Origin of the sequence: Arthrobacter sp. MW3 TE3886 (assembly GCF_041262145.1) — a bacterium.
Taxonomy (GTDB): domain Bacteria; phylum Actinomycetota; class Actinomycetes; order Actinomycetales; family Micrococcaceae; genus Arthrobacter.
Genome location: NZ_JBGCAN010000001.1, coordinates 2,901,116 through 2,925,221, shown reverse-complemented (window position 1 = coordinate 2,925,221; position 24,106 = coordinate 2,901,116). Strand labels below are relative to the sequence as shown.

Sequence of the window (24,106 nt, the reverse complement as noted above, 5' to 3'; positions counted from 1 at the left end):
GCCCCGATGTTCCTGTGCCGGTTGACAATTCCGGTGCCCGGCCCACTTTCCCCGGCCGTCGCGAACGCACGAGGTCCCGCCTTGCCCGGCTGACGGGCCGCGGTGCTCCGGCGTACTCGCCGATCCTGGAGCCGTTGTTGCGCACGGTGCGCGCCAACAACCCCAAAGAGGATTTCGACCTCATCCAGCGCGCCTTCGTGGTGGCCGAGCGCTGCCACCGGGGCCAGAAGCGCAAGAGCGGTGACCCATACATCACCCACCCGGTCGCGGTGGCCACCATCCTCGCCGAACTCGGCCTCAGTGGCACCACGCTGGCCGCGGCCCTGCTGCACGACACTGTCGAGGACACGTCCTACACCCTCGCCGACCTCAAGGCCGAGTTCGGCCCGGAAGTGGCCATGCTGGTGGACGGCGTCACGAAGCTGGACAAGGTCAGCTTCGGTGAGGCGGCCCAGTCCGAGACTGTGCGCAAGATGGTCGTAGCCATGGCCAAGGACATCCGCGTCCTGATGATCAAACTCGCCGACCGGCTCCACAACGCACGCACCTGGCGTTTTGTCTCGGCTGAGTCCTCGGCCCGCAAGGCGCGCGAAACGCTGGAGATCTTCGCGCCGCTGGCCCACCGGCTCGGCATGAACACCATCAAGTGGGAGCTGGAGGATCTGTCCTTCGCTGCCCTCTACCCGAAGGTGTACGAGGAAATCGTGCGCATGGTGGGGGACCGGACCCCGGAGCGCGAAAAGAACCTCGCGGTCATCCGCAACCAGATCACCGAGGACCTCCGGACCGCGAAGATCAAGGCCACGATTACCGGACGGCCAAAGCACTACTACTCGATCTACCAGAAGATGATCGTCCGCGACAAAGACTTCGACGACATCAACGACCTCATGGGCGTGCGCGTCCTGGTCGATTCAGTCCGGGACTGTTACGCGGCCCTGGGCGCGATGCACTCGCGCTGGAACCCCCTGCCCGGGCGGTTCAAGGACTACATCGCGATGCCCAAGTTCAACATGTACCAGTCGCTGCACACCACGGTGATCGGTCCTGGCGGCAAGCCGGTGGAGATCCAGATCCGCACCCACGAGATGCACCGCCGGGCCGAGTACGGCGTCGCCGCGCACTGGAAGTACAAGGACCAGCCGAACCGGACGGCCGCCGGCCCCGGCAGCCCGCGCGACGGCGACATGGGCTGGCTGCGGTCCCTCGTGGACTGGCAGCAGGAGACGTCGGACCCCGGCGAATTCCTCGACTCCCTGCGCTTTGAGATCAACGCCCGGGAAGTGTTCGTCTTCACACCCAAGGGCGAGGTCATGGCCCTCCCCGCCGGGTCCACGCCCGTCGACTTCGCGTATGCGGTGCACACCGAGGTAGGCCACCGGACCATCGGCGCGCGCGTCAACGGCAAGCTCGTTCCGCTCAACAGCGAACTGAACCACGGCGACTGGGTCGAGATCTTCACGTCCAAGGCCGAAGGCGCCGGCCCCAGCCAGGACTGGCAGCACTTCGTCAAGAGTGCCCGGGCCCGGAACAAGATCAGGCAATGGTTCAGCAAGGAACGCCGCGAGGAAGCGATCGACCGCGGCAAGGACCTGCTGACCAAGGCGATGCGGAAGCAAAACCTCCCGCTGCAGCGGCTCATGACCCACGACGCCCTTGCGGCGATCGCGGAGGACTTCAAGTACGCCGACATCTCCGGACTCTACGCCGGTGTGGGCGACGGCCACACCTCCGCGCAGTCCGTGATGGAACGCCTGGTGGAGAGCCTCGGCGGGAACGAGCACCCAGACGATGCCCTCACCGAGGTCTCCATCCCGACCCAGGTCAGCAAGGCCCGCTTCTCCGATTCCGGTGTTGTTGTCCGCGGCGTGGACGACGTCTGGGTGAAACTGGCCCGATGCTGCACGCCGGTCCCGCCGGATCCGATCCTCGGCTTCGTCACGCGCGGCTCCGGGGTCTCTGTGCACCGGACCGACTGCACGAACGTGAGCGGCCTGATGGACCAGCCGGACAGGATCGTGGAGGTGGACTGGGCCCCCACACAGTCCAGCGTGTTCCTGGTGGAGATCCAGGTCGAGGCGCTGGACCGCAAATCGCTGCTCTCCGACGTCACGCGGGTGCTCTCGGAAAACCACGTCAACATCCTGGCGGCGAGCGTCCACACGTCCACGGACCGGGTGGCCATTTCCAAGTTTGCCTTCGAGATGGGCGACCCCAAGTACCTCAGCCACGTGCTCAGCGCGGTCCGCAGGATCGACGGCGTCTTCGACGTGTACCGCACCACCGGAAACCGCCGCCGCAGCTGACCGGCAGTTCGCGGCTCGGCCCGACCCTGGAGAGAGCGGGGTCAATCCGGCGCCGCCGGCTCTGCCACGAGGGCGGCGAGCTTCGCGAGGGCGGCCCGCTTGTGCGGGACGCGCGGACTCGCGTCAACGGCAAGCCTGAGCAGCCGCAGGCGCACGCCCAGCTCGGGACGAGCCAGCAGCGCCCTCAGGGCCGGCAGGGCCCGTTCCTCATCCACGTGCATCGCCACGTCCACGGCCGTGCGCAGCGGACTGGACACCATCAGGCCTCCCATGCTCACGACGTCGAACGGCCCCAGCCGAACTTCGTGGAAGGTGCAGCCGCGCACGGACCGCAGGCTGGAAATCCGCCGGTTGGCGTCAACCAGCAGCGCCAGACGGTCCGGCTCCGTGGCACACCCATAGATCCATGCCGCGGTCATCCGGCCCGCCACGACCCGCTGCCGGATCGTCGGCGCCACCGCCAGGGACGCGGCACGCGCGCGAAGCTGCGGACTGGCATCGGCCCCGGGTGGCAGGTAGCCGCGCTGGTACAGCTGCGTCAGCACGCCGTCGGCGGCCATGGCCTGCAGTTCGGGCCAGGAGAACAGAGCGCCGGGGGAGTAGAGCTCGCAGTTTTCCGGACCCGGCCCCGAGCCTCCCGGCCCCGAACCTCCCGAACCCGGGGCGTGCCGGCCCGGAACCTGCGGGGCGGCGGGAGCGCGGGGCATGGGTACCATTCCGCCATCGTTCCCGGTTCCCCGGACATAGAACAGGCCCCGTACCGGTCATGTGGATAACCGGAACGGGGCCTGGACTGACCTGCTGGTGTACTTCGTACTGGGCTGCAGCGTGCCTAGGAGAGCTCACTCGCTGAGCGCTCGAGCTGCTCCAGCCAGGCCTGACGTGCCTCGAGGGCTTCCCGGGCGGCCTTGATCTTGCGTTCGTCGCCGGCCTTCTCCGCCTTGGCCAGGTCTTCCTTGAGACCGGCGATGGCGGCTTCGAGCTGGGTGAGGGCGCTGTTGGTGCGTGCCTTCGTCTCCGGGTTGGAGCGCTTCCAGTTTTCGTCCTCGGCCTGGCGGACAGCGTCCTCCACCTTCCGCAGACCGGCCTCGACGCGGCCCATGTCGGCGCGCGGCACCTTGCCGGCTTCTTCCCAGCGGTCCCGGATGGACTGCAGTGCCTTCTTGGCTGCCGCGAGATCCTTGATCGGCAGGAGCTCGTTGGCTTCCACCAGGAGCGCTTCCTTTACCACCAGGTTCGCACCGTATTCCTGGTCGATCTCGTCGTTGGCTGCCTGCCGGTTGGTGAAGAAGACGTCCTGGGCGGCGCGGAAGCGTGCCCACAGCGCGTCGTCGTCCTTGCGGCTGGCGCGGGGGGAGGCTTTCCACTCATCCATCAGGCGGCGGTACTCGCCGGCGGCAAAACCCCAGTCGGTCGAGGAGGACAGGGCCTCGGCTTCGGTGATCAGCTTCTCTTTTACGGCCTTGGCCGCCGAATTGTTGCTGTCCAGCTGGGAGAAGTAGGCGCGGCGGTGCCGGTCAAACACCGTGCGGGCGGCGCGGAACCGCTTCCACAGCGCGTCCTCGTTGCTGCGGCCGAGCCGGACGCCGCTCTTCTGTGCGGTCTTCCAGCTCTCGAAGAGTTCGTTCATCCGAGCGCTGGAGGTCTTCCATTGGATCTGCGCGGGATCGTGGCCGGCGATTTCCTCGGCCTCGGCCACGATGGCCTCGCGGGCGGCAAGCTCAGCGGCGCGGACGGCGTCGTGTTCGGCTTTCTCGGCCTTTTCCAGCTCGCCGATCTGCGTCACCAGCGCGTCCAGCCGGGCCTCGGCGGAGCGGAAGTCGCCCACCATGTTCCGTTCGGCGAGCTGCTCGCGCAGGTGCGTTACGGTCTTCTGCATGTCCGCGGTGGGCGCCTTGGAGCTCACCCGCTGTTCAAGCAGGACGATCTGGGCCACGACGTCGTCGAACTTCCGGGCGAAGTAGCCCAGGGCCTCGTCGGCGCTGACCCCCGGGTACTGGCCTACGGGATATTCCGTGCCGTCAACGGTCAGGAAGACGTGGCCGTCGCCTTCAACACGGCCCCAGCGGGCCGCTTCGGCCAGTGAGGCTGCGGAGGACACGGCCACCGGCGCGGGAGCCGGTGCGGCCGCCGACGGCTTGGCCTTCGGCCGGGCGGCAAACGCTGCCGGGCTCGGCGCGGGACGCGCGGCCGTGGGGCCCGGCGTCGGAGCCGATGCGGGAGTCGCTTCGGCTTCGTCAACAGCCTCGGCCGTCTCCGTCGTCTCCGTCGTCTCCGCCGCCGCGGCGGGTTCCGCCGACACAGTGGGTTCGGATGCCTCGGCGGGCTCCTCGCCTCCGGCGGCCGCGGGTTCCGCAGTCTCGCCGGCGGCGTCTACTGCAGCGCCTGCACTCTCGGCTGGGGTGGCCTCGGCTTCGGTATCGTTGGCAGCTGCTGTTGCCAATGTTTCGTCGGATTTCTGACTGTCTGTCACCGCTAGAAGTCTTTCGCTTGGAGGGAAATACCGGGACCACGGCCTTTAGGGCCGCGGCTGGTTACTTCAGTGAGAACGAGTCTATCGTGACTGGTTCCACAGGTGCGCCGTCGGTGGCGTTGTCGCCAGGCTTCAGTCCGGCGGCGGCAATACCGCCCACCACGTCGAGCCCCGAGGTCACCTTGCCCACCACCGTATAGCCGCCGGCGGCATCCGCTGGAATGACTGTGTCCTTGTACACAATGAAGAACTGGGTGCCGTTGCCGTTGGCGTTCCCGCCAGTCCGGGCCACGGCGATCGTTCCGGCGGGGTACTTGTTGTCCGGCGGGGTGTTTTCCAGCGGGCCCCAGGTGTAGCTCGGGTCGCTGCTGCCGTCGCCGGCCTTGGACCCGCACTGGAGTACGCCGAAGTTTTCGGCCGTGGTCAGCCGGTGGCAGCTGACGCCGTCGTAGAACTTCTGGTCGGCAAGGGATTTGAAGACCGCCGCGGCCTGGGGGGCCTTCGTGCCGTCGAACTCGACGCCGAGCGTGCCGCGGTTGAGCTTGAGCTCGCCCGTGAACGTCTTGCCCGCGGCGGTCTCCGGCTTGGGGATGTTCGCGCCATTCGTCGGGGCCGCGGTGGGTGTAGCGGATGCCGACGGGCTGTTCAGTCCCTCCTGCACGGCCGCGAACTCCTCTTCGGTCGGGTTCGAGGCGAAAACGGTCAGCTGCAGCACCAAGGCCAGGCCAATTGCCGCCGTGCCGGCGCTGATGGCGAAGACGTTGTCGCGCTTGCGGCGCTTGTCCTGGTCCCGGCGCAGGCCGCGCCTGGCCTCCATCTGCTGGACGCGCCGCTTCGCTTCGCGTGCGCTGCGTGAACTGGCCGCCAAAGGTCCTCCTGGTTGTATGGCCGCCACCATAACGGGCCGTGGGCGCCGTCGCGGTAGCAGCAGCAAGCTGCAGGCAGCCCCGCCGGGCCGGCTCCGTTGGAAGAAGCGGGCGCCGAACGCATAAACTGACTGCCGCACACAGTTTATGCACGACTGGCCGGTCTGCCGCTTATCTTCGTCACGTTTCGACAGTGAGAATGCCGCCTGACGCCCGCGCCCAGACATACTGCAGTAGCAACGAGATACCGCAGTGGTAACCAGAGGAGAAAATTTCACCATGGCACGCACAGCCTCCCTGTCAGGATTCCCCGAGTGGCTCCCCGAGGAGCGGCTGGTGGAACTCCATGTGCTGGACACGCTGCGCCGGACCTTCGAGCTCCATGGTTTCTCCTCGATCGAGACCCGCGCCGTGGAGACGGTGGGCCAGTTGCTGCGCAAGGGGGAAATCGATAAAGAGGTCTACGGGCTGAGCCGGCTCCAGGACGAGGACGCGGACACCGCTGCCAAGGTTGACCCGCACGCCCTTGCCCTGCACTTCGACCTCACCGTGCCGTTCGCCCCGGTACGTCGTGGAAAACGCCGGCTACCTGGCGTTCCCGTTCCGCCGTTACCAGATCCAGAAGGTCTGGCGCGGCGAACGTCCCCAGGAGGGACGGGCCCGCGAGTTCACCCAGGCGGACATCGATGTTGTCGGCGACGGTGAACTGCCGTTCCGGTACGACGTCGAAATCGCCCTCGTGATTGCCGAGGCGCTCAACGCGCTGCCCATCCCCGACTTCCTGCTGCGGATCAACAACCGCAAGCTGGCCGAGGGCTTCTATACCGGGATCGGCCTCACGGACACCGCGGGCGTCCTGCGCAGCATCGACAAACTCGAGAAGGTCGGGCCGGCGAAGGTGGCCGAGTTGCTGAAGGAGGAACTCGGCGCCACCGACGATCAGGCGCAGGCTGCCCTGAAGCTCGCGGGCATCCGCACTGCGGACACGTCCTTCGTGGAGCAGGTCCGGGCGCTGGGCGTTACCAACGAGCTGTTGGAGGAAGGCCTGAACGAGCTGGAGCAGGTCATTGCGGCCGCCGTCCAGCACGCGCCGGGACGGGTCGTAGCCGATCTCAGCATCGCCCGCGGCCTCGACTACTACACGGGCACCGTGGTGGAAACCGTCCTGGTGGGGCACGAGCAGCTGGGTTCGATCTGCTCCGGCGGCCGCTACGACGCCCTGGCGAGCAAGGGCAACCGGAAGTTCCCCGGCGTCGGCCTCTCGATCGGCGTGACCCGCCTGGTATCGCGGATCCTGAGCCAGGACCTGGCCAAAGCCACGCGCTCCGTGCCGACCGCCGTGCTGGTGACGCTCAACAACGACGACAGCTGGGCCGCCGCGCAGGATGTCGCGGCGCAGCTGCGCAGCCGTGGCATCGCCACGGAGGTCGCCGCTAAGGCCGAGAAGTTCGGCAAGCAGATCAAGTTCGCCGACCGTCGCGGCATTCCGTTTGTCTGGTTCACCGACGACGACGGCAAACACCAGGTCAAGGACATCCGCACGGGCGAGCAGTACGACGCCGACCCGGCCGCGTGGACGCCCTCCGAGGAGGACCTGCACGTGCGCGTCATCGCCGCGCGCTAGGCCTTCCGGGCAGGTCCGCTGTTGGCCCGCGTCCTGCGCACCCGCACGACGAGGAACCGCCCGGCCACCCCTGCCGCCAGCACCGCCGCCATGAACAGCACGGAGGCCGGCGGCAGGGTGACGGCCAGGATCAGGCAGCCGAGGAAGCCCAGAACATTGAGCCAGCGCGGCGCATGCCAGGGGCGGCCGGACAGCGTGAAAGCCGCGGCGTTGGTCACGGCGTAATAGACCAGCACGCCGAAACTGGAAAATCCGACCACGGTCATCACATCGGTGCTCAGCAGCAGGACGACGACGGCGGCCGCGACGGCCAGTTCCGCCGTGAACGGGACGCTGCGGGCCCGGCCCACCCTGGCCAGCGGGGCGGGCAGGTCCCGCTCCCGCGCCATCGCCAAAGTGGTCCTGCCGACCCCGGTGATCAGGGCCAGCAGCGCGCCCAGGCAGGCGGCCGCCGCGCCGGCCTGGACGAACGGGACTCCGCCGCTGAGGCGGGAGGCCTCCACCGCGTCCAGCAGCGGCGCCGTCGAAGCCGCCAGCTGCTGCGGCGGCAGGTGCCACGGCAGCAGCGCGGCCAGGCCAAGGTAGATCACGAAGGCCCCGGCCAGTGCGGCCAGGATGGCCCGCGGGATGGTACGGGCGGGATCCTTGACCTCCTCACCCAGGGTCGCGATCCGCGCATAGCCCGCAAAGGCAAAGAACATCAGCCCCGCCGCGGGAAGGACGCCCCAGCCGCCGGAAGGCGGCGCGGGATAGGCCGGCGCCGCCGACACCGCGGGGGCGCCCGCCGGGTGCGGACCGAGCAGGGAGGCCACGGCGACGAAGACGAGCGTGGCCAACACAACGGCCAGCAGGATCCTGGTCAGCAACGCGGTCCGCGTGATGCCGAGCAGATTAACTCCCGTGAGGGCGACGACGCCGGCGACCGCCAGCGGCGTGGCATAGGCCGGCGCCACGTAGTGCCCGAACGTCAGCGCCATCGCCGCGCAGGACGCCGTCTTGCCCGTGATGAAACCCCAGCCCGCAATGAAGCCGGGCCACTGGCCGAGCTGCCGGCGCCCGTACACATAGGTGCCGCCGCTGGCGGGGTACCTTGCCGCCAGCTGCGCCGACGCGACGGCATTGCAGTAGGCGATGACGCCCGCCACGGCCACGGCGAGTGTCAGCAGCGGCCCGGCCAGGGCGGCGGCGGGGGAGAAGACGACGAACACGCCGGCGCCCAGCATCGACCCCAGGCCGATTGCCGTGGAATCGAACACGCCGAGCCGGCGCTGCAGCCGCTGGTGTGGCCGCTGCGGGCCGGGCCGGCCGCCGGGCTGATCACGGGGCTGGTCACCGGGCTGGGTTCCGTTGTGCCGGGTTGCCATGGCGGAAGGGGCCTTTCCAACGGGTAAACTCGAACGGGATCGTTCCCGTAGCGATCCTATTAGAACGTCATTGTTTTAATATCGCTTTTGATTTTCCCTCTGTCTTCTTCAGAAAGGCGTGCCGTGCTGCGCACACATGACCTCGGATCACTTCGCTCCGAGCACATTGGACAAACCGTAACCCTCGCCGGCTGGGTCGGCCGGCGTCGTGACCACGGTGGTGTCGCATTCGTTGACCTGCGCGACGCGTCCGGCGTCGCCCAGGTTGTGGTCCGCGAAGAAGAGGTCTTCCACGGACTGCGCAACGAGTATGTGCTGCAGATCGTCGGCACCGTCTCCCAGCGTCCCGAAGGCAACGAGAACCCGGCGCTTCCCACCGGCGAGATCGAGGTCATGGCCGAGAAGGTCACCATCCTCAACACCTCAGATCCGCTGCCGTTCCAGATCGACGAGCACGTAGAGGTGGGCGAGGAAGCACGCCTGAAGCACCGCTACCTGGACCTGCGCCGCCCCGGCCCCGCCCGCAACCTGCGCCTGCGCTCGGAAGCCAACCGCGTGGCCCGCGAACTGCTCCACCAGGACGGCTACGTGGAGATCGAAACCCCCACGCTGACCCGTTCGACGCCGGAAGGCGCCCGCGACTTCGTGGTCCCCGCACGCCTGGCGCCGGGTTCCTGGTATGCGCTGCCGCAGTCCCCGCAGCTGTTCAAGCAGCTCCTTCAGGTGGGCGGCTTCGAAAAGTACTACCAGATCGCCCGCTGCTACCGCGATGAAGACTTCCGCGCGGACCGCCAGCCGGAATTCACGCAGCTGGACATCGAGGCCAGCTTCGTGGAACAGGACGACATCATCCGCCTGGGCGAGAACATCGTCCAGGCCCTGTGGAAGCTGATCGACGTCGAGATCCCGACGCCGATCCAGCGCATCACCTACCACGACGCCATGGCCCGCTACGGCTCGGACAAGCCGGACCTGCGCTTCGGCCAGGAGCTCACCGAGCTGACCGAATTCTTCAAGGACACCAACTTCGGTGTCTTCAAGGCGCCCTACGTCGGCGCCGTCGTCATGCCCGGCGGCGCCTCCCAGGCCCGCCGCGCCCTCGACGCCTGGCAGGAATGGGCCAAGCAGCGCGGCGCCAAGGGCCTGGCGTACGTGCTCTACAAGGAGGACGGCGAACTCGCCGGTCCCGTCGCCAAGAACCTCACCGAGACCGAGCGCGCTGGCCTCGCCGACGCCGTCGGCGCCAAGCCCGGTGACTGCATCTTCTTCGCAGCCGGCGAGAAGACTCCGTCCCGTGCGCTCCTCGGCGCTGCCCGTGTCGAGATCGGCCACCGCACCGGGCTCATCAACCCCGCTGACTGGGCCTTCTGCTGGGTCGTGGACGCGCCGATGTTCGAGCCCGCCGCCGCCGCGGTCGCCTCCGGCGACGTCGCCGTCGGCGCCGGCAAGTGGACCGCCGTGCACCACGCGTTCACTTCGCCCAAGCCCGAGTTCATGGACTCCTTCGACACGGATCCCGAGTCGGCGCTGTCCTACGCCTACGACATCGTCTGCAACGGCAACGAAATTGGCGGCGGCTCGATCCGTATCCACGAGCGCGACGTCCAGGAACGGGTTTTCGAGCTCATGGGCCTGGACAAGGCAGACGCGCAGACCAAGTTCGGCTTCCTGCTGGAGGGCTTCAAGTTCGGCGCCCCTCCGCACGGCGGCATCGCGTTCGGCTGGGACCGCGTGGTTGCCCTGCTGGCCGGCGTGGAGTCCATCCGCGACGTCATCGCGTTCCCGAAGTCCGGTGGCGGCTTCGACCCGCTGACCCAGGCTCCCGCTCCGATCACGGCGCAGCAGCGCAAGGAAGCCGGCGTCGACTTCAAGCCCGAGGCCAAGTAGGCCGCGGACGGCAAAACCAGGCTGGAAACACCAGCCGTAGCGGCAGGGGCTCCCCGGGCAACCGGAGGGCACCTGCCGCTGTCATGATCGGCCGCAACTGTTCCGGACGGAGAACCTCGATGGACCTGAACCCGATGCCCGAAGCGGGCCCGGAACCGGACCTCCTGGCCATTCCGGGGCTGGACGGGCTGATGGATGCCGCGTGGCCGGCTGCCGAACGGGAGGAATCGGGCGGCTGGGTGCTGCGGGCGGCCTCCGGCGTGACGCAACGGGCAAACTCGGTCTGGGCGCGGGTTCCCGGCGATGATGACCCGCACCGGCTGCTGGCCGCGCTCCGGGAGGCCCGGCTTTGGTACCGGAACCGCCGGCTTCCGCTGATTTTCCAGGTCTTCGACGGCCCGCCCCATGCGGCGCTGCACGCGATGCTCGATGACGAAGGGTTCACCCGGCAGTCCGAAACCCTGGTCCTGGTCCGCGGCCCTTGGGTGGAGTCCGTACCCGGCCCGGATTCCGGCGGCCCCGGACCTGCCGTGGAAATCTCCGCCGAGCCGTCGGCGGAATGGCTGGAGCTGTGGTGGAACGTCGACGGCCGCGGGGGAGCGGACGAGCTCGCCGTGGCCCGCCGCATCCTGGCCGGGTGCCCGGCCCTGTACGCCCTCGTCCGGGACGACGGCGGGGCGCCGGCCGCCGTCGCACGCCTCGCCTTGCCCAACACCGGCCCGTCCGGGCCCGGGTGGGGCGGGCTGTACTGCATGGCAACGCGTCCGGATGCGCGGCGTCGGGGCTATGGGAGCCGGGCGGTCCAGGCGCTGCTGCGCGAGGGCGGGACCCGCGGCCTGGCGGGGTACTGGCTGCTGGTCATGGCCTCCAACTCCGGTGCCCGTGAGCTGTACGCCCGCGCCGGCTTCCGCGAAGCCGGCCGCTACCTCTACCGTCAGGACAGGCCCAAGCGGCACCTGACCGGCTGCTAAGGATTCCGGCTCCGGCGTTCGGATCACTCCGGGTTCGCGGGATGACCCTCGGCTCAATGCCCACGCTCGAGGACAGCGGATGTCTCTATTTCTGTCGGTGGCTCGTGATTTGCTTGGGGTATGGATCGCAGGACAGCGTGGGGTGCGGAGACGTGGAGTGCGGAGAGCGGTGCGGCCGTGGAGGCCGTCGCCGAGTCCGCTGCCGCGCTGGCTGCCCTGGCCGGAGCGGGCGCTGACGACGCCGATCCGCCTGCCGACCCGCTGGAAGCCGCCGATCCGTTGCGGCGGCTGGCGGAAGGTTGCCTGGACGGGCTCGCCGAGGTGGCCCGGCTGGAGGCCCGGACCGCGGCGCTGAAGGTTCAGCTGGCCGCCGGCTACGCCCAAGCGGCCAGGTTCCTGGCCCCGCCGGCGGCGTCCGCGCGGGACCGCGCCGTGCAGGAGATGGCCCTGGTGGCCGAGGTCGCCTGTGTCCTGACCGTCAGCGAACGCAGCGCCGGCGCCCTGCTGGCCGAGTCCCGGGCCCTGACGGCGGCGCTGCCGCTGACCCTGGCCGCGCTGCGGGCCGGCACGATCTCCTGGGCCCACGCCCGGATCCTTGTCGAGGAAACCGCCGGCCTGGACCGGGCCGGCGCGGCCGGGCTCGAAGCGCATTTCCTGGACCCCGCCGCACCGAACCCGGCCCGCGGCTGCCCGGCCGGGGACCTCGTTCCGGCCCGGTTCCGGGCCAAGGCACGCACCTGGCGCGAACGCCACCACCCGGCCAGCATCGAGACACGCCACGCCACGTCCGCCGCGGACCGGCGGGTCGAGTTCGTCCCGGACCGGGACGGCATGGCCTGGCTCTCCGCGCACCTTCCGGCCGATACGGCCGCCGGGATCTGGGAACGGACCACCGCCGCCGCCCGCGCCCTGCAGGGCCCGGACGAGGCCCGGACCCTGGCCCAGCTCCGCGCCGACATCACCGCCACCTGGCTCCTCACCACCGGCACCGGAACGGACGACGGCGGAACGGCCAACCGCGACACCGGCACCGGGACCACCGGCGGCACGGGTGCGGGTGCTGGCGTGGGGACGGGCGCGGGCTTGGCAGGGGGTGGTGTTCCGTCGCCGCGGGCGCAGGTCCTGGTCACCGTCCCGGTCCTGTCCCTGCTGGGCGCCACGGACGAACCGGCCGTCCTGGACGGCTACGGGCCGATCCCGCCGTCGATGGCCCGCCGCCTCCTCCTAGACGGCGCCGGCTCCTTCCACCGGGTCCTGACCGACCCCCGGGACGGTGCCCCGCTGGAAATCGGCCGGACCAGCTACCGCCTGACGACGGCCCAGCGCCAGTGGCTCCGGCTCCGCGACGGCAGGTGCCCCTTCCCCGGCTGCGGCAACCACTCCCTGGACAACGAGGCAGACCATATTCTGGCCTGGGCCGACGGCGGCAGCACCGGGATCTCCAACCTGGGCCAGCCCTGCCCGAAACACCACCGGCTCAAACACGCCTCCGCCTGGACACCGGCCGGAGCCAGCAAAGACCACCCGCCGGGCTGGACCTCCCCGGCCGGGCGGCACTACCCCAGCGAACACCAGGACTGGGAACCACCCCGCTGGCCCCAGGACTGGCTGCCCGACATCCCGGCCACGGACACACGCCCGGAACCAGACACCGACACAGGCCCCGACACAGGCCCGCCCGAGGACCCGGAGCCAGGCCTGCCCCCGGACCCCTTCCCGGACTGGGACCAATTCACCGCCGGGCACCCACTGCCCGCCGCAGACGCGGACCCGGACCTGGCCGAGGATCCGTACCCGGACCTGGCCGAGGATCCGTACCCGGCCCTGCCCGAGGATGCGGACCGGGGCCTGCCCCCGGACCCCTTCCCGGACTGGCACGAATTCACCGCCGGGCATCCACTGCCCGCCGCAGACGCGGACGAGCCGGCCTGGCCGGGGCCCCTGAACGACCCCTATCCGGAACGTTCCCTGTTCCACTGTGTCTGATCGCCCCCCGGTCACCGCTACTTTGGCGCCCAAAGAGCAGCTGCGGGCAATCGGCAACTGCTACGCCGGCGGGTCGGTCACCAGGATCCGCACGGAGCACAGCTCCGCGGCGGCCTTCTTCAGTACCGCCGCGCGTGGATCCGGGACGTCCAGGAACGCGAGCCGCGTCAGGCCGGCGTAGCGCCGGAGCACGGGCTCGGCGAGCACTTGGTCCGCCAGGGTCCGGTCGCCGCCGGGCGCGAGGTATTCGACCCGGTGCTCAGCGAAGATCCGTCCGGCGTGCTCGGCGACAGCCTCCACGAGGGCATCGGCCTGGTTGGCGCGCCGCCGGGCAAAACGTTGCTGGGACCAGCCACCCGCAGCCGTCCGCGACTGGACGTGGCGCGTGCCGGTCTTGGACGCCAGCACGGCGCCGGCGCTGACCACAGCCACCGAATATCCGCCGCGGCGGACCAGGACGGTGCCGATGCTCCGGGGCTGCCCGGCCAGGGAGGCCAGCCGGGAGAGGGCGTCATGGCCGCTGCCGGGCCGGCCGTCCACGGGCCAGGGCGCCCGGAGGACGGCCACGGCGCCGTCGGCGGCGCGCAGCTGCAGGCCGGCGTCGAGCTCCTCCTCCGCCAGTGCCCCGTGGCTCGCGGCGAAGCGGTCCACCCAGCCCGGCAGCCGGTCGCCGGAGACGAAAGCCACACGGGTCTCGGGGCTGGACATGGCAGGTACTCCGTTGCGGGGGATGAGGGTGAGGGGCGGCAGGAACTAGAAGTAGCCTATCTATGTGGATGATCTCTTTGGTGCAGGGCGGGACAACGCCGACGGTAGCGACGACTTCGGCGCAGCCGAGGGTGCCACCGACGATTCCGGCCACGCCCGGTCTGCCGCCGGGCCAGCGTCGCCACGGAGCCCCCTCGCCGTCCGGATGCGGCCGCGCACCCTCGATGATGTCGTGGGCCAGCAGCACCTGCTCGGCCAAGGCTCCCCGCTGCGCCAGCTGGCGGCCGGCTCCGACGCGACCGGCCCCGCGGGCCCCAGTTCACTGATTCTCTGGGGGCCTCCAGGAACCGGCAAAACCACGCTCGCGCACGTCATCGCCAAGGGCCCGGGGCGGAAGTTCGTCGAGCTCTCCGCCATCACCGCCGGAGTAAAGGACGTCCGCCGCGTCATGGACGAGGCCCTCACTGCCCGGGACCTCTACAAGACCACCACCGTGCTGTTCCTGGACGAGATCCACCGCTTCAACAAAGCCCAGCAGGACGCCCTGCTGCCCGGCGTCGAAAACCGCTGGGTGGTGCTGGTCGCCGCGACCACCGAAAACCCGTCCTTCTCCGTCGTCTCCCCGCTGCTCTCGCGGTCCCTCCTGCTAACCCTCAAGCCGCTCACGGACGCCGACGTCGAGGGCCTGCTCCTGCGGGCCGCGACGGATGCCCGCGGGCTCGGCGGCAAAGTAGAACTCAGCGACGACGCCCTGGCGCACCTCGTCCGGCTCTCCGGCGGCGACGCCCGACGGGCGCTGACCGCGCTCGAGGCCGCGGCCGGCGTCGCGTTCGGGGACGCCGACGACGCCGATGCGGCTCCGGTGAAGATCGACCTCAAGCACACGGAGCGGGCCCTGGACGTCGCCTCCGTCCGCTACGACCGGGCCGGGGACCAGCACTACGACGTCGCCAGCGCGTTCATTAAATCGATCCGGGGCTCCGACGTCGACGCCGCACTGCACTATCTCGCCCGGATGCTGGAGGCGGGAGAGGACCCCCGGTTCGTGGCCCGCCGGATCGTGATCTCGGCGGCCGAAGACGTCGGCATGGCTGACCCGACGGCGCTGCAAACCGCCGTCGCGGCGGCCCAGGCCGTGCAGCTGATCGGCATGCCGGAAGGCCGCATCATCCTTGCCGAGGCCGTGGTGCATCTGGCCACCGCACCGAAGTCCAACGCCGCGTACATGGGCATCAACCAGGCGATCGCCGACGTCCGCGCCGGGCTCGGGAACGGCATCCCCGCCCACCTGCGCGATGCCCACTACCCGGGATCAAAACAGCTGGGCCACGGCAAAGGCTACAAATACGCCCATGACGCCCCGCACGCCGTCGCCACCCAGCAGTACCCGCCGGATGACCTCGTCGGGCGCAACTACTACGAACCCACCGGCAACGGGGCCGAACGTGACATCTCCACCCGGCTCGAGCGGCTTCGGAAGATCATCCGCGGCACCTGAACCGCTCGCGAACCGCCCGTGAACGCCCGTGACCAGCGGCTGGTCGGCAGCGGGCCGCGGCGCCGGAATCCGCCGTTGACATAGGGACCAAGAGGTCTAACGTGGAATTATGTCAGCACGGATCTGCTGACCGTCCGTGCGGCGCAGGGGACAGCGCGGGCACATGCCGGCTCCCGCTACCCGGAGCCTGGAACGTCAGCCGGCTTCGCTCCATCCCAGGTCATCCACCGCGAGCGTTCCCGCCCCCTCCCCAGCAGGTGCCCCATGAGTATCAACTTCGTTACAGCCATGGCAGTGAAGTCCTTCGATGTGCCGGACAAGAAACGGTGCCCGGACAAGGCCGAATTCGACCTCTGCACGGTGAACGACTACTCGGTGGCCCGGTTGATCCTGGGCCCGGGCTGGCGGTGGTCGGTTAACACCCGACCCTACGAGCAGACCGACGTCTGCCTGCACCACCATCTCGGTTTCTGCATTTCCGGTGAGATGGAAGTTGAAACGGCCGAAGGGCTGCGCTCCACGATCCACGCCAACGACACCTACGCGATTCCGCCCGGTCACGACGAATGGGTGGTGGGCCAGAAACCGTTCGTGGCCGTGGAATTCCTGGGGGCGGCGTCCTTTGGGCGCAGCGGAGCCCGGGGAGTGCACGCCCGGATCTGAGCCGGTCCGTCGGCCGGATCTGGTAGGCTTGTTCGTTGTCTGGCAAGGTACGGACGCACAATCCATTGAATTTCGCATTTGATGAGGGTTGCCCTGTGCCCAGTAGCAAAAGGCAGCGGTTGGCCGATGCTCTCCATCGTGGAGGCCAGTAACACTGACACACCGCAGATATTGGAAGGACACAAGTGGCTAACAACACTCGTGCTCGCCGTACCGCACGCCTTTCGCGCGCACTCGGCATCGCTCTGACCCCCAAGGCCGCCAAGTACATGGAGCGCCGCCCGTACGGCCCCGGTGAGCATGGCCGTGCCCGCAAGAAGCAGGACTCCGACTACGCCGTACGTCTGCGCGAAAAGCAGCGTCTGCGCGCCCAGTACGGCATCCGCGAAGCCCAGATGACCCGTGCCTTCGAAGAAGCACGCCGCACCAAGGGCCTGACCGGTGAAAACCTGATCGAACTGCTCGAAATGCGTCTCGACGCCCTCGTGCTGCGTGCCGGCTTCGCCCGCACCATCGCCCAGGCCCGCCAGCTGGTTGTGCACCGCCACATCCTCGTTGACGGCATCCGCGTTGACCGCCCGTCTTTCCGCGTCGGCGAGGGCCAGCTGGTCCACGTTCACAGCCGCAGCGAGACCATGCCTCCGTTCCAGGTTGCAGCAGCCGGCGCTCACCGCGACGTCCTGCCGATCGTTCCGGCTTACCTGGACGTCAAGCTTGACGCCCTGCAGGCCCGCCTGGTGCGCCGCCCCAAGCGTTCCGAGATCCCCGTGACCTGCGAAGAGCAGCTCGTCGTGGAATTCTACGCACGCTAATTCAAAAGGCATCACCTACAAAGAAGCCCGTGGCAAGCGCCGCGGGCTTCTTTGTATGTAAGGTACTTGGGGGAGTTCCCCGGGAGCAGGCTCTGCCTGCCGGTTTAAACTGCCGGCCGAAACCGTCGGAACCCGACGCAACAAGCTGGTATCCACTGCAGTTCAAGGAGATGAGTGTCTATGTCTGGTGGCGATATTGCCGGCCTGATCGCGGCTGGAGTGTTTGCACTGCTGGTCTTGCTGCTCGCCGTGCCGATCCTGAAGCTCGGGGGAGTGTTCGACGAAATGCGGACCACCATCCGCTCCATCAGCGACGGCGCCACCCCGCTCATGGACGAGGTCACCGCCACGGTGACCACCACCAACGAGCAGCTGAAGAAGGTTGACGGCATCTCCTCGAACGTCTCGGACGCCTCCGCCAACATCTCGGCGCTGTCCTCGCTCATGGCCGCCACCGTAGGTTCGCCGCTGATCAAGGTGGCAGCCTTCAGCTACGGTGTGCGCTCCGCCTTCAGCACCCGCAAAAAGCCCGCCACCGGCCGCCGCAGCCGCTAACCCTCCGGGAGCACCTGACATGAACAGAATCATCTGGATGGGAATCGGCGTCGCAATCGGCATCATCGCTTTCCGCAAGGTCACAGAAGCCCAGTCCGCCCTCGGCCCCGAGGGCCTGAACCGGGCTGTCGGACGGCTGGCAGACGGCCTGCTCGACTTCGCCGATGCCATCCGCGACGGCATGGGCGAGCGGGAGTCCGAACTCCGCGCGGCGCTCGGGATCGAGACCGCAACGGACCTGGCTTCCGGCGGCACCGTCGCCCGCCGGGATGCGGTCCGGCGCTAGCCGGGAGAGAATTAGTAAGTAAGGTGCCCGTCACCGGGGGGTGACGGCGCGCCGACGCCCCGGTGGCGGGTACCAGATTGACGGGCCCGGATCAGTGCCGGTCCCCAGCTTGTCCCGCGCAACACAGACGCGGGCCACATATCGCAGTGAATATTGAAGGGTAAGAAATCAGCTCATGAAGTCGCAGGAGATCACCAAGCGCTGGATCGACTTTTTTGTCAGCAAGGGGCACACCGCCGTGCCCTCCGCCTCCCTGGTCTCCAGCGACCCGTCCCTGCTGTTCACGGTGGCCGGTATGGTCCCGTTCATCCCGTACCTGACGGCACGGGAGGAGGCCCCCTACCAGCGGGCCACCAGCGTGCAGAAGTGCATCCGGACCGGTGACATCGAGGAAGTCGGGAAAACAGCCCGCCACGGCACCTTCTTCCAGATGTGCGGCAACTTCTCCTTTGGCGACTACTTCAAGGAAGACGCCATCAAGTTCGCGTGGGAGCTCCTGACCACCAGCGTGGACGACGGCGGGTACGGGCTGCCGCCGGAGCGGCTCTGGGTCACCGTCTATGAAGAGGACGACGAGGCCGAGCAGCTGTGGCTGAAGAACACCGGCATGCCGGGCGAACGGATCCAGCGGATGGGCAAGGCCGATAACTACTGGTCCACCGGCCAGCCCGGTCCGGCCGGTCCCTGCTCGGAGATCTACTACGACCGCGGCCCGTCCTACGGCGTCGAGGGCGGCCCCATCGCCGATGAAAACCGCTACGTCGAGATCTGGAACCTCGTGTTCATGCAGTACCAGATCGACAACGTCCGCTCCAAGGTGGATTTCGACATCACCGGAGAGCTGCCCAAGAAGAACATCGACACGGGCCTCGGCATGGAGCGCCTCGCGATGATCCTCCAGGACGTCGAGAACATGTACGAGACGGACCAGGTCCGTCCCGTCATCGACCGGGCCGCGGCGCTCTCCGGCCGGGAGTACACCTCCGCTGAGTCCGCCGAGGACCCGCACCACACGGACGACGTCCGCATGCGCGTCGTGGCCGACCACATCCGCTCGGCGCTCATGCTGATCGCCGACGGCGTGACCCCCTCCAACGAGGGCCGCGGCTACGTGCTGCGCCGCCTGATCCGCCGGGCCGTCCGCTCCATGCGCCTGCTCGGTGTCGAAAAGGCCTGCCTGCCGGAGCTGCTGCCGGCCTCGCGGGACGCCATGAAGGGTGTCTACCCGATCGTCGAGACCGACTTCGAGCGCATCAGCCGGATTGCCTACGCCGAAGAGAAGGCGTTCCTGCGCACCATCGCTTCGGGCACCGCCCGCCTCGAGGACGCCGTCAAGGAGTCCAAGGCCGCCAACCAGCCGCTCTCCGGCGCCGACGCCTTTGCCCTGCATGACACCTACGGTTTCCCGATCGACCTCACCCTGGAAATGGCCGAAGAGGCCGGGCTGAAAGTCGACGAGCCCGAGTTCCGCAAGCTCATGCTCGAACAGCGCCAGCGCGCCCAGGCCGACGCCAAGGGCAAGAAGGGTTCGCACGCGGACCTCAGCGCGTTCCAGGAGCTGCTGTCCGCCGGCGAGACCGTCTTCACCGGCTACACCGAACTCCAGGGCGAGTCCAAGGTCCGCGGCATCCTGTCCGGCGGCCGGAAGGTCGCCCAGGCCTCCACCGGCGATGAAATCGAACTGGTCCTGGCCGAGACGCCGTTCTACGCCGAGGCTGGCGGCCAGGCTGCCGACACCGGGCTGATCACCGGCGACGGCTTCGTCGTCGAGGTCCTGGATGTCCAGCGCCCCGTCAAGGGCCTCAGCGTCCACAAGGCAATCGTCCGCGAAGGCGAAATCGGTGCCGACTCGCTGGTTCAAGCCGCCGTGGACCGGGAACGCCGGCACGCCGCCGAGCAGGCCCACACCGGCACGCACATTGTGCACGCGGCCCTGCACCAGATCCTCGGCCCGGAGGCCCTGCAGCGCGGCTCCTTCAACAAGGCCGGCTACCTGCGCTTCGACTTCGCCTGGGGCGAGGGCCTGAGCGCCGCCACCCGGTCCGAGATCGAGGAAGTCTCCAACATCGCCATCCGCAACAACTTCCGGGTGGAAACCAAGATCATGGGGCTCGCTGAGGCCAAGGCGCTCGGCGCCATGGCGCTGTTCGGCGAGAACTACGGCAACGAGGTCCGCGTCGTGGAAATCGACGGTGCCTGGTCCCGCGAGCTCTGCGGCGGCACGCACGTCGAGAACACCTCGCTGATCGGCAGCCTGTCCCTGCTCGGCGAACAGTCGGTCGGCTCAGGAAACCGCCGCGTCGAAGCCTTCGTGGGCATGGACGCCTTCCGGCACCTGGCCGCGGAGCGGGCACTTGTCACCGAACTCACGGAAATGCTGAAGGTTCCCTCCGGGCTGCTCGCGGACCGGATTTCCAGCACCCTGACCAAGCTCAAGACGGCCGAAAAGGAACTCGAGCGGCTGCGCAAGGAGCAGCTCACGGCCGCCGCTGCCCAGCTGGTCGGCACCGCCCAGGACGCCGCCGGCGTCAAGGTCATTGCGCACGACGCCGGCCAGGTCAGCGGCGCGGACGACTTGCGCGGCCTGGCCCTGGACCTGCGGACGCGTCTCGGTTCCGAGCCCGCCGCCGTCGCGGTGGCCGGTGTCAGCAACGACCGTCCCGTGATCCTGATCGCCACCAACGAAGCCGCCCGGGCAGCCGGAGTCAAGGCCGGCGCCCTGGTGCGCCTCGCCGCAGGCATCCTCGGCGGCGGCGGCGGCGGCAAGGACGACGTCGCCCAGGGCGGCGGCACCGACGCCGCCAAGGTCGGCGCTGCCCTCGGCGCCGTCGTGGACGCCATTACCCGGCGATAGCGGAGCCCACGTGTCTGAAGCTGCTGTGGCCGGCGTCTATCCCCGGGGCGTGAAGCTCGGGGTGGACGTCGGCACCGTCCGCGTGGGCGTGGCCGTCTGCGACCGCGACGGAATCCTGGCGACCCCGCTGCGCACGCTGCAGCGGAACGTGAAAAAGAACACCGATGTGCGACTCTTGGCCGCCCTGGCCGCGGAGCTGGACGCCGTGGAGATTTTCGTGGGACTGCCGCGCACCATGAAGGGCGAAGAACACGCCTCCGCCAGGATGGCCACAGAATACGCACAGCTGCTGGCACTGGCCCTGCGCGACGCCGGATCCGAGCTGCCCGTGCGCCTCATTGACGAACGGCTCAGCACTGTGACCGCGCACCGCAACCTGCACGAGGCTGGCATGAGCAGCAGGAATCACCGTACAGTTGTTGATCAGGTTGCGGCGGCAGGTATTCTGCAACATGCGATTGATATGCAAAAGGCCAGGGGAACGGAGGTCGGAACCCGCGTGTACGCGGAGTCTGCGCCGGGGCCGACCGGAGGCGGCGCACAGACCGGCCCGGCAGTACAGACGCACTCTTCAGAACATGGAAGGCTACAGTGAGCCCGGTCAACAGTGATGACTCCTCCGGTGACGCCCTTGGTGGCGCCGGCCGACCGCTGACGCGCAAAGAAATCCGGGCCCGGGAAAAGCTTCTGGCCACCCAGGGCCACAACGTGATCCCGCCGCAGGCTTTTGAGACGGGAGCGGACGTCCCTACGCCGGCCCCGGCACCCGCGCAGGACCGCGAGCTGCCGCAGTCCGCACCGGAACTCCCCGACGCGGCTCCGACCGTGCACGAAGAAGCCGTTCGTGAAGAGCCCGTACACGAAGAAGCCGCGCAGGAAGAGCCTGTGCACGAGGAAGCCGTGCGTGAAGAGCCCGTGCACCGGGAAACAGTGCACGAAGAGCCCGCGCACGAAGACTTCACGCAGCTGATCCCCGTGCGCGAAGTACCTGTCCACGAAGTACCTGTCCCCGACGAGCCCGTCCGCGAAGACGTTGGCCACGAGGACGTCGTCTATGCGTCAGCGGGACGGCTCGGCTACGAGGCCCGCCACGATGCAGCTGTCCATGACGCCGGCGTCCACGATGGCTACGCTCCGCACCCCCTCGACGAGGCGCACCATGCCTACGACAACTCCGGTGACCCCCAGGCACAGCCGCACCCGGACGCCGAGTACCACGGCGACCCGGGCGAGGAGCTGATTGCCGGAGCGGTCCGCCACAACAAGGGTCCGTCCAAGAAGGTCCGCCGCCGGCGCCGCTTCCTGGCCCTGGTGCTGACCCTGACGGTCTTCGTCGTCGCAATCGCCGTCGGCGCCCAGTTCCTCAAGCCGCTCCTGGGCGGGGACACCATGGCCGACTACCCCGGTCCCGGAACCGGTGAGGTCACCATCACAGTCGAACCCGGCGCCGGGCCGCGGTCCGTGGCCACCGAGTTGCAGTCGAAAAAGGTCGTGGCGAACGCGGACACTTTCCTCAAGGAGTTCACCGCTTCGGGCGGTGCCCTGAACCCGGGCACGTTCTCGATGCGCCAGGAAATGAAGAACTCCGATGCCGTGGATGTCCTGCTCAACAAGGGCCAGGACAAGGTCATGTACTTTGCGCTCAGCGCCGGGTTGCGGATCGGCGAATCCCTGCAGGCGATTTCCGAGGGCACCGGGATTTCTGTTCAGGAGCTGAAAGCGCTCAGCGATGCGCCCGGGCAGTTCGGCGTCCCGGCCAAAGCCAAGAACCTCGAAGGCTACCTTTCGCCGGGAGAGTACCGCTTCCCGTTGGGCTCCTCCGCCAAGGACATTATGCAGAAGCTCGTCGGCAACACCCAGGCTGAACTCAAGGCCCAGGGCGTCACCGATCCCGCGAAACAGTACGACGTCTTGACGGTGGCAAGCATCGTCCAGGCCGAAGGCGGCCAGGCCGAATACGGCGACGTGGCCGGGGCTATCTACAACCGCCTCAAGCCCAACAACACCGAGACCAACGGGCTCATCCAGTCCGATGCCACCGTCACCTATGGCCTGGGCATCCGCAGCTTCCACATCGACGAGGCCCAGAAGGCTGACAAGTCGAACCCGTACAACACCTACGCCAACCAGGGACTGCCGGCCGGCCCCATCGGTTCTCCCGGCAAGACGGCCATTGACGCCGCCGCCAAGCCCAAGTCCAATAACTTCCTCTACTGGGTCACCATCAACCTGGACACCAAGGAGACCAAGTTCTCCAAGACCCTGGCGGAACACAACGGCTACGTGGAGCAGTACAACGCCTGGTGCGAGGCCAACCCGGGACGCTGCGTATGACGCTTCGGGCGGCCGTCCTTGGGCATCCCATCAGCCATTCGAAGTCGCCGGCGCTGCACCGGGCCGCGTACGCCCACCTCGGCGTGGACATTGCCTACTCAGCCATTGATGTGACCGAGGCCGCCCTGCCGGATTTCATGCGGCAGGTCAGGGACGAGGTGCGCGCTGACGGTTCCTGGCGTGGCCTGTCGGTCACCATGCCGCTCAAGTCGGCCATGGTGGCGGAAGTGGACGAGGTCCGGGGCGTCGGCCGCGTACTCGGGGTCGTCAACACGGTGGCGTTCGAATCCGACGGCGGCAGTGCTGGCCACACCCGGTTGGTCGCTTACAACACCGACGTCGCCGGGATCGTCAACGCGCTCCGGCACGCGGGGGCAGCCTCGGCGCCCACCGCCGCGATCCTCGGCGGGGGCGGGACCGCAGCCGCGGCCATCGCGGCGCTCAAGGAGCTGGGGGCGGTGTCTGCCGATGTGTTCGTCCGCGATGTCAGCCGCGCGGCGGAAGCCCGCGCGGCTGCCGACGCCGTAGGCGTCCCCGTCCGGGTCCTTCCCCTCGCCGGCGCGGCAGCCGCCGTCGCCGCCGCCGACGTCGTCATCTCCACGCTGCCGCCCCGCGCGGCGGACGCGCTGGCCGGTGAACTGGCCGAAGAGCTGGCGGCGAATCCGTCGAGCGCACTGCCGGCGCACGGCAGCCCGGGCGTCCTCCTGGACGTCGCCTACGATCCATGGCCCAGCCGGATCGCCGCGGTCTGGCAGGAAGCCGGCGGCACCGTGGTCCCGGGACTGGAAATGCTGATCTACCAGGCGGTGGAGCAGGTGCGGCACTTCACCGGGCTGGGCGAGGCCCTCCCGGCCGGAGTCACAGATGTGATGTGTGACGCAGTCGGAGCGCCCCGACGGGTGTTCTAACCGCCCGACAT

Annotated in this window: 18 protein-coding genes and 1 pseudogene; 14 read left to right on the top strand and 5 right to left on the bottom strand. The window is 68.7% G+C overall.

Features of this window, described 5'->3' with window-relative positions; genetic code table 11:
* Window positions 1-14: 14 nt before the first annotated feature.
* The gene (locus ABH915_RS13275; RefSeq protein ID WP_370122001.1) at window positions 15-2,306 is read left to right on the top strand and encodes a bifunctional (p)ppGpp synthetase/guanosine-3',5'-bis(diphosphate) 3'-pyrophosphohydrolase; all 2,292 of its coding nucleotides are present in this window, start codon (window positions 15-17) and stop codon (window positions 2,304-2,306) included.
* Between the two features lie 41 nt (window positions 2,307-2,347).
* On the opposite strand, the gene ABH915_RS13270 is transcribed toward ABH915_RS13275, so the two are convergent.
* The 3 genes from ABH915_RS13270 to ABH915_RS13260 all read right to left on the bottom strand — a co-directional run bounded on the left by ABH915_RS13270 (window position 2,348) and on the right by ABH915_RS13260 (window position 5,647).
* A complete protein-coding gene (locus ABH915_RS13270; protein WP_370121999.1) occupies window positions 2,348-3,022 on the bottom strand; it encodes a type IV toxin-antitoxin system AbiEi family antitoxin in 675 nt (224 codons plus the stop codon).
* Between the two features lie 116 nt (window positions 3,023-3,138).
* Window positions 3,139-4,779 (bottom strand): DUF349 domain-containing protein, encoded by a 1,641-nt coding sequence (locus ABH915_RS13265; protein WP_370121996.1) that lies wholly within the window; start codon window positions 4,777-4,779, stop codon window positions 3,139-3,141.
* A gap of 61 nt (window positions 4,780-4,840) precedes the next feature.
* Complete coding sequence (locus ABH915_RS13260) at window positions 4,841-5,647, bottom strand: peptidylprolyl isomerase (protein WP_018773169.1); 807 nt, start codon at window positions 5,645-5,647, stop codon at window positions 4,841-4,843.
* A gap of 277 nt (window positions 5,648-5,924) precedes the next feature.
* Here ABH915_RS13260 and hisS point away from each other — a divergent pair.
* Window positions 5,925-7,269: pseudogene (gene hisS, locus ABH915_RS13255) on the top strand (histidine--tRNA ligase).
* Here hisS and ABH915_RS13250 read toward each other — a convergent pair.
* Complete coding sequence (locus tag ABH915_RS13250; RefSeq protein ID WP_370121993.1) at window positions 7,266-8,633, bottom strand: APC family permease; 1,368 nt, start codon at window positions 8,631-8,633, stop codon at window positions 7,266-7,268. The pseudogene hisS and the gene ABH915_RS13250 sit on opposite strands and share 4 nt — an antisense overlap.
* Before the next feature lie 123 nt (window positions 8,634-8,756).
* Here ABH915_RS13250 and aspS point away from each other — a divergent pair, with 123 nt between their 5' ends.
* From aspS to ABH915_RS13235, 3 genes are all read left to right on the top strand, one after another.
* Window positions 8,757-10,520, top strand: coding sequence for an aspartate--tRNA ligase (gene aspS / locus ABH915_RS13245; protein ID WP_370121990.1), 1,764 nt, complete (start codon window positions 8,757-8,759; stop codon window positions 10,518-10,520).
* 119 nt (window positions 10,521-10,639) lie between these two features.
* Window positions 10,640-11,491 (top strand): GNAT family N-acetyltransferase, encoded by an 852-nt coding sequence (locus ABH915_RS13240; protein WP_370121988.1) that lies wholly within the window; start codon window positions 10,640-10,642, stop codon window positions 11,489-11,491.
* A gap of 120 nt (window positions 11,492-11,611) precedes the next feature.
* Window positions 11,612-13,477: a DUF222 domain-containing protein gene (locus tag ABH915_RS13235; RefSeq protein WP_370121985.1), complete on the top strand. Its 1,866-nt coding sequence runs from the start codon at window positions 11,612-11,614 to the stop codon at window positions 13,475-13,477.
* Between the two features lie 60 nt (window positions 13,478-13,537).
* Here ABH915_RS13235 and ABH915_RS13230 read toward each other — a convergent pair whose 3' ends face one another.
* Complete coding sequence (locus ABH915_RS13230; RefSeq protein WP_370121982.1) at window positions 13,538-14,185, bottom strand: acVLRF1 family peptidyl-tRNA hydrolase; 648 nt, start codon at window positions 14,183-14,185, stop codon at window positions 13,538-13,540.
* Window positions 14,186-14,249: 64 nt separating this feature from the next.
* Here ABH915_RS13230 and ABH915_RS13225 point away from each other — a divergent pair, with 64 nt between their 5' ends.
* The 9 genes from ABH915_RS13225 (at window position 14,250) to ABH915_RS13185 (ending at window position 24,095) form a co-directional block, all read left to right on the top strand.
* Window positions 14,250-15,683: a replication-associated recombination protein A gene (locus tag ABH915_RS13225; RefSeq protein ID WP_018773159.1), complete on the top strand. Its 1,434-nt coding sequence runs from the start codon at window positions 14,250-14,252 to the stop codon at window positions 15,681-15,683.
* A gap of 264 nt (window positions 15,684-15,947) precedes the next feature.
* On the top strand, window positions 15,948-16,346 hold the full coding sequence (locus ABH915_RS13220; RefSeq protein ID WP_370121979.1) for a cupin: 399 nt from the start codon (window positions 15,948-15,950) through the stop codon (window positions 16,344-16,346).
* Window positions 16,347-16,531: 185 nt separating this feature from the next.
* On the top strand, window positions 16,532-17,158 hold the full coding sequence (gene rpsD / locus ABH915_RS13215; RefSeq protein WP_018773157.1) for a 30S ribosomal protein S4: 627 nt from the start codon (window positions 16,532-16,534) through the stop codon (window positions 17,156-17,158).
* Between the two features lie 180 nt (window positions 17,159-17,338).
* Window positions 17,339-17,713, top strand: a complete 375-nt coding sequence (locus ABH915_RS13210; protein WP_018773156.1) for a DUF948 domain-containing protein — start codon at window positions 17,339-17,341, stop codon at window positions 17,711-17,713.
* A gap of 19 nt (window positions 17,714-17,732) precedes the next feature.
* A complete protein-coding gene (locus ABH915_RS13205; protein WP_370121975.1) occupies window positions 17,733-17,999 on the top strand; it encodes a DUF6167 family protein in 267 nt (88 codons plus the stop codon).
* Window positions 18,000-18,174: 175 nt separating this feature from the next.
* Window positions 18,175-20,853, top strand: a complete 2,679-nt coding sequence (gene alaS / locus ABH915_RS13200) for an alanine--tRNA ligase (RefSeq protein ID WP_370121972.1) — start codon at window positions 18,175-18,177, stop codon at window positions 20,851-20,853.
* A gap of 10 nt (window positions 20,854-20,863) precedes the next feature.
* On the top strand, window positions 20,864-21,448 hold the full coding sequence (gene ruvX, locus ABH915_RS13195) for a Holliday junction resolvase RuvX (RefSeq protein WP_370121969.1): 585 nt from the start codon (window positions 20,864-20,866) through the stop codon (window positions 21,446-21,448).
* The gene (gene mltG, locus ABH915_RS13190) at window positions 21,445-23,187 is read left to right on the top strand and encodes an endolytic transglycosylase MltG (RefSeq protein ID WP_370121966.1); all 1,743 of its coding nucleotides are present in this window, start codon (window positions 21,445-21,447) and stop codon (window positions 23,185-23,187) included. Before ruvX ends, mltG begins: the two co-directional genes overlap by 4 nt.
* Entirely contained in the window at window positions 23,184-24,095 is a 912-nt protein-coding gene (locus ABH915_RS13185) for a shikimate dehydrogenase (protein WP_370121964.1), read from the top strand. The genes mltG and ABH915_RS13185 overlap by 4 nt, the downstream gene beginning before the upstream one ends.
* Window positions 24,096-24,106: the final 11 nt, after the last annotated feature.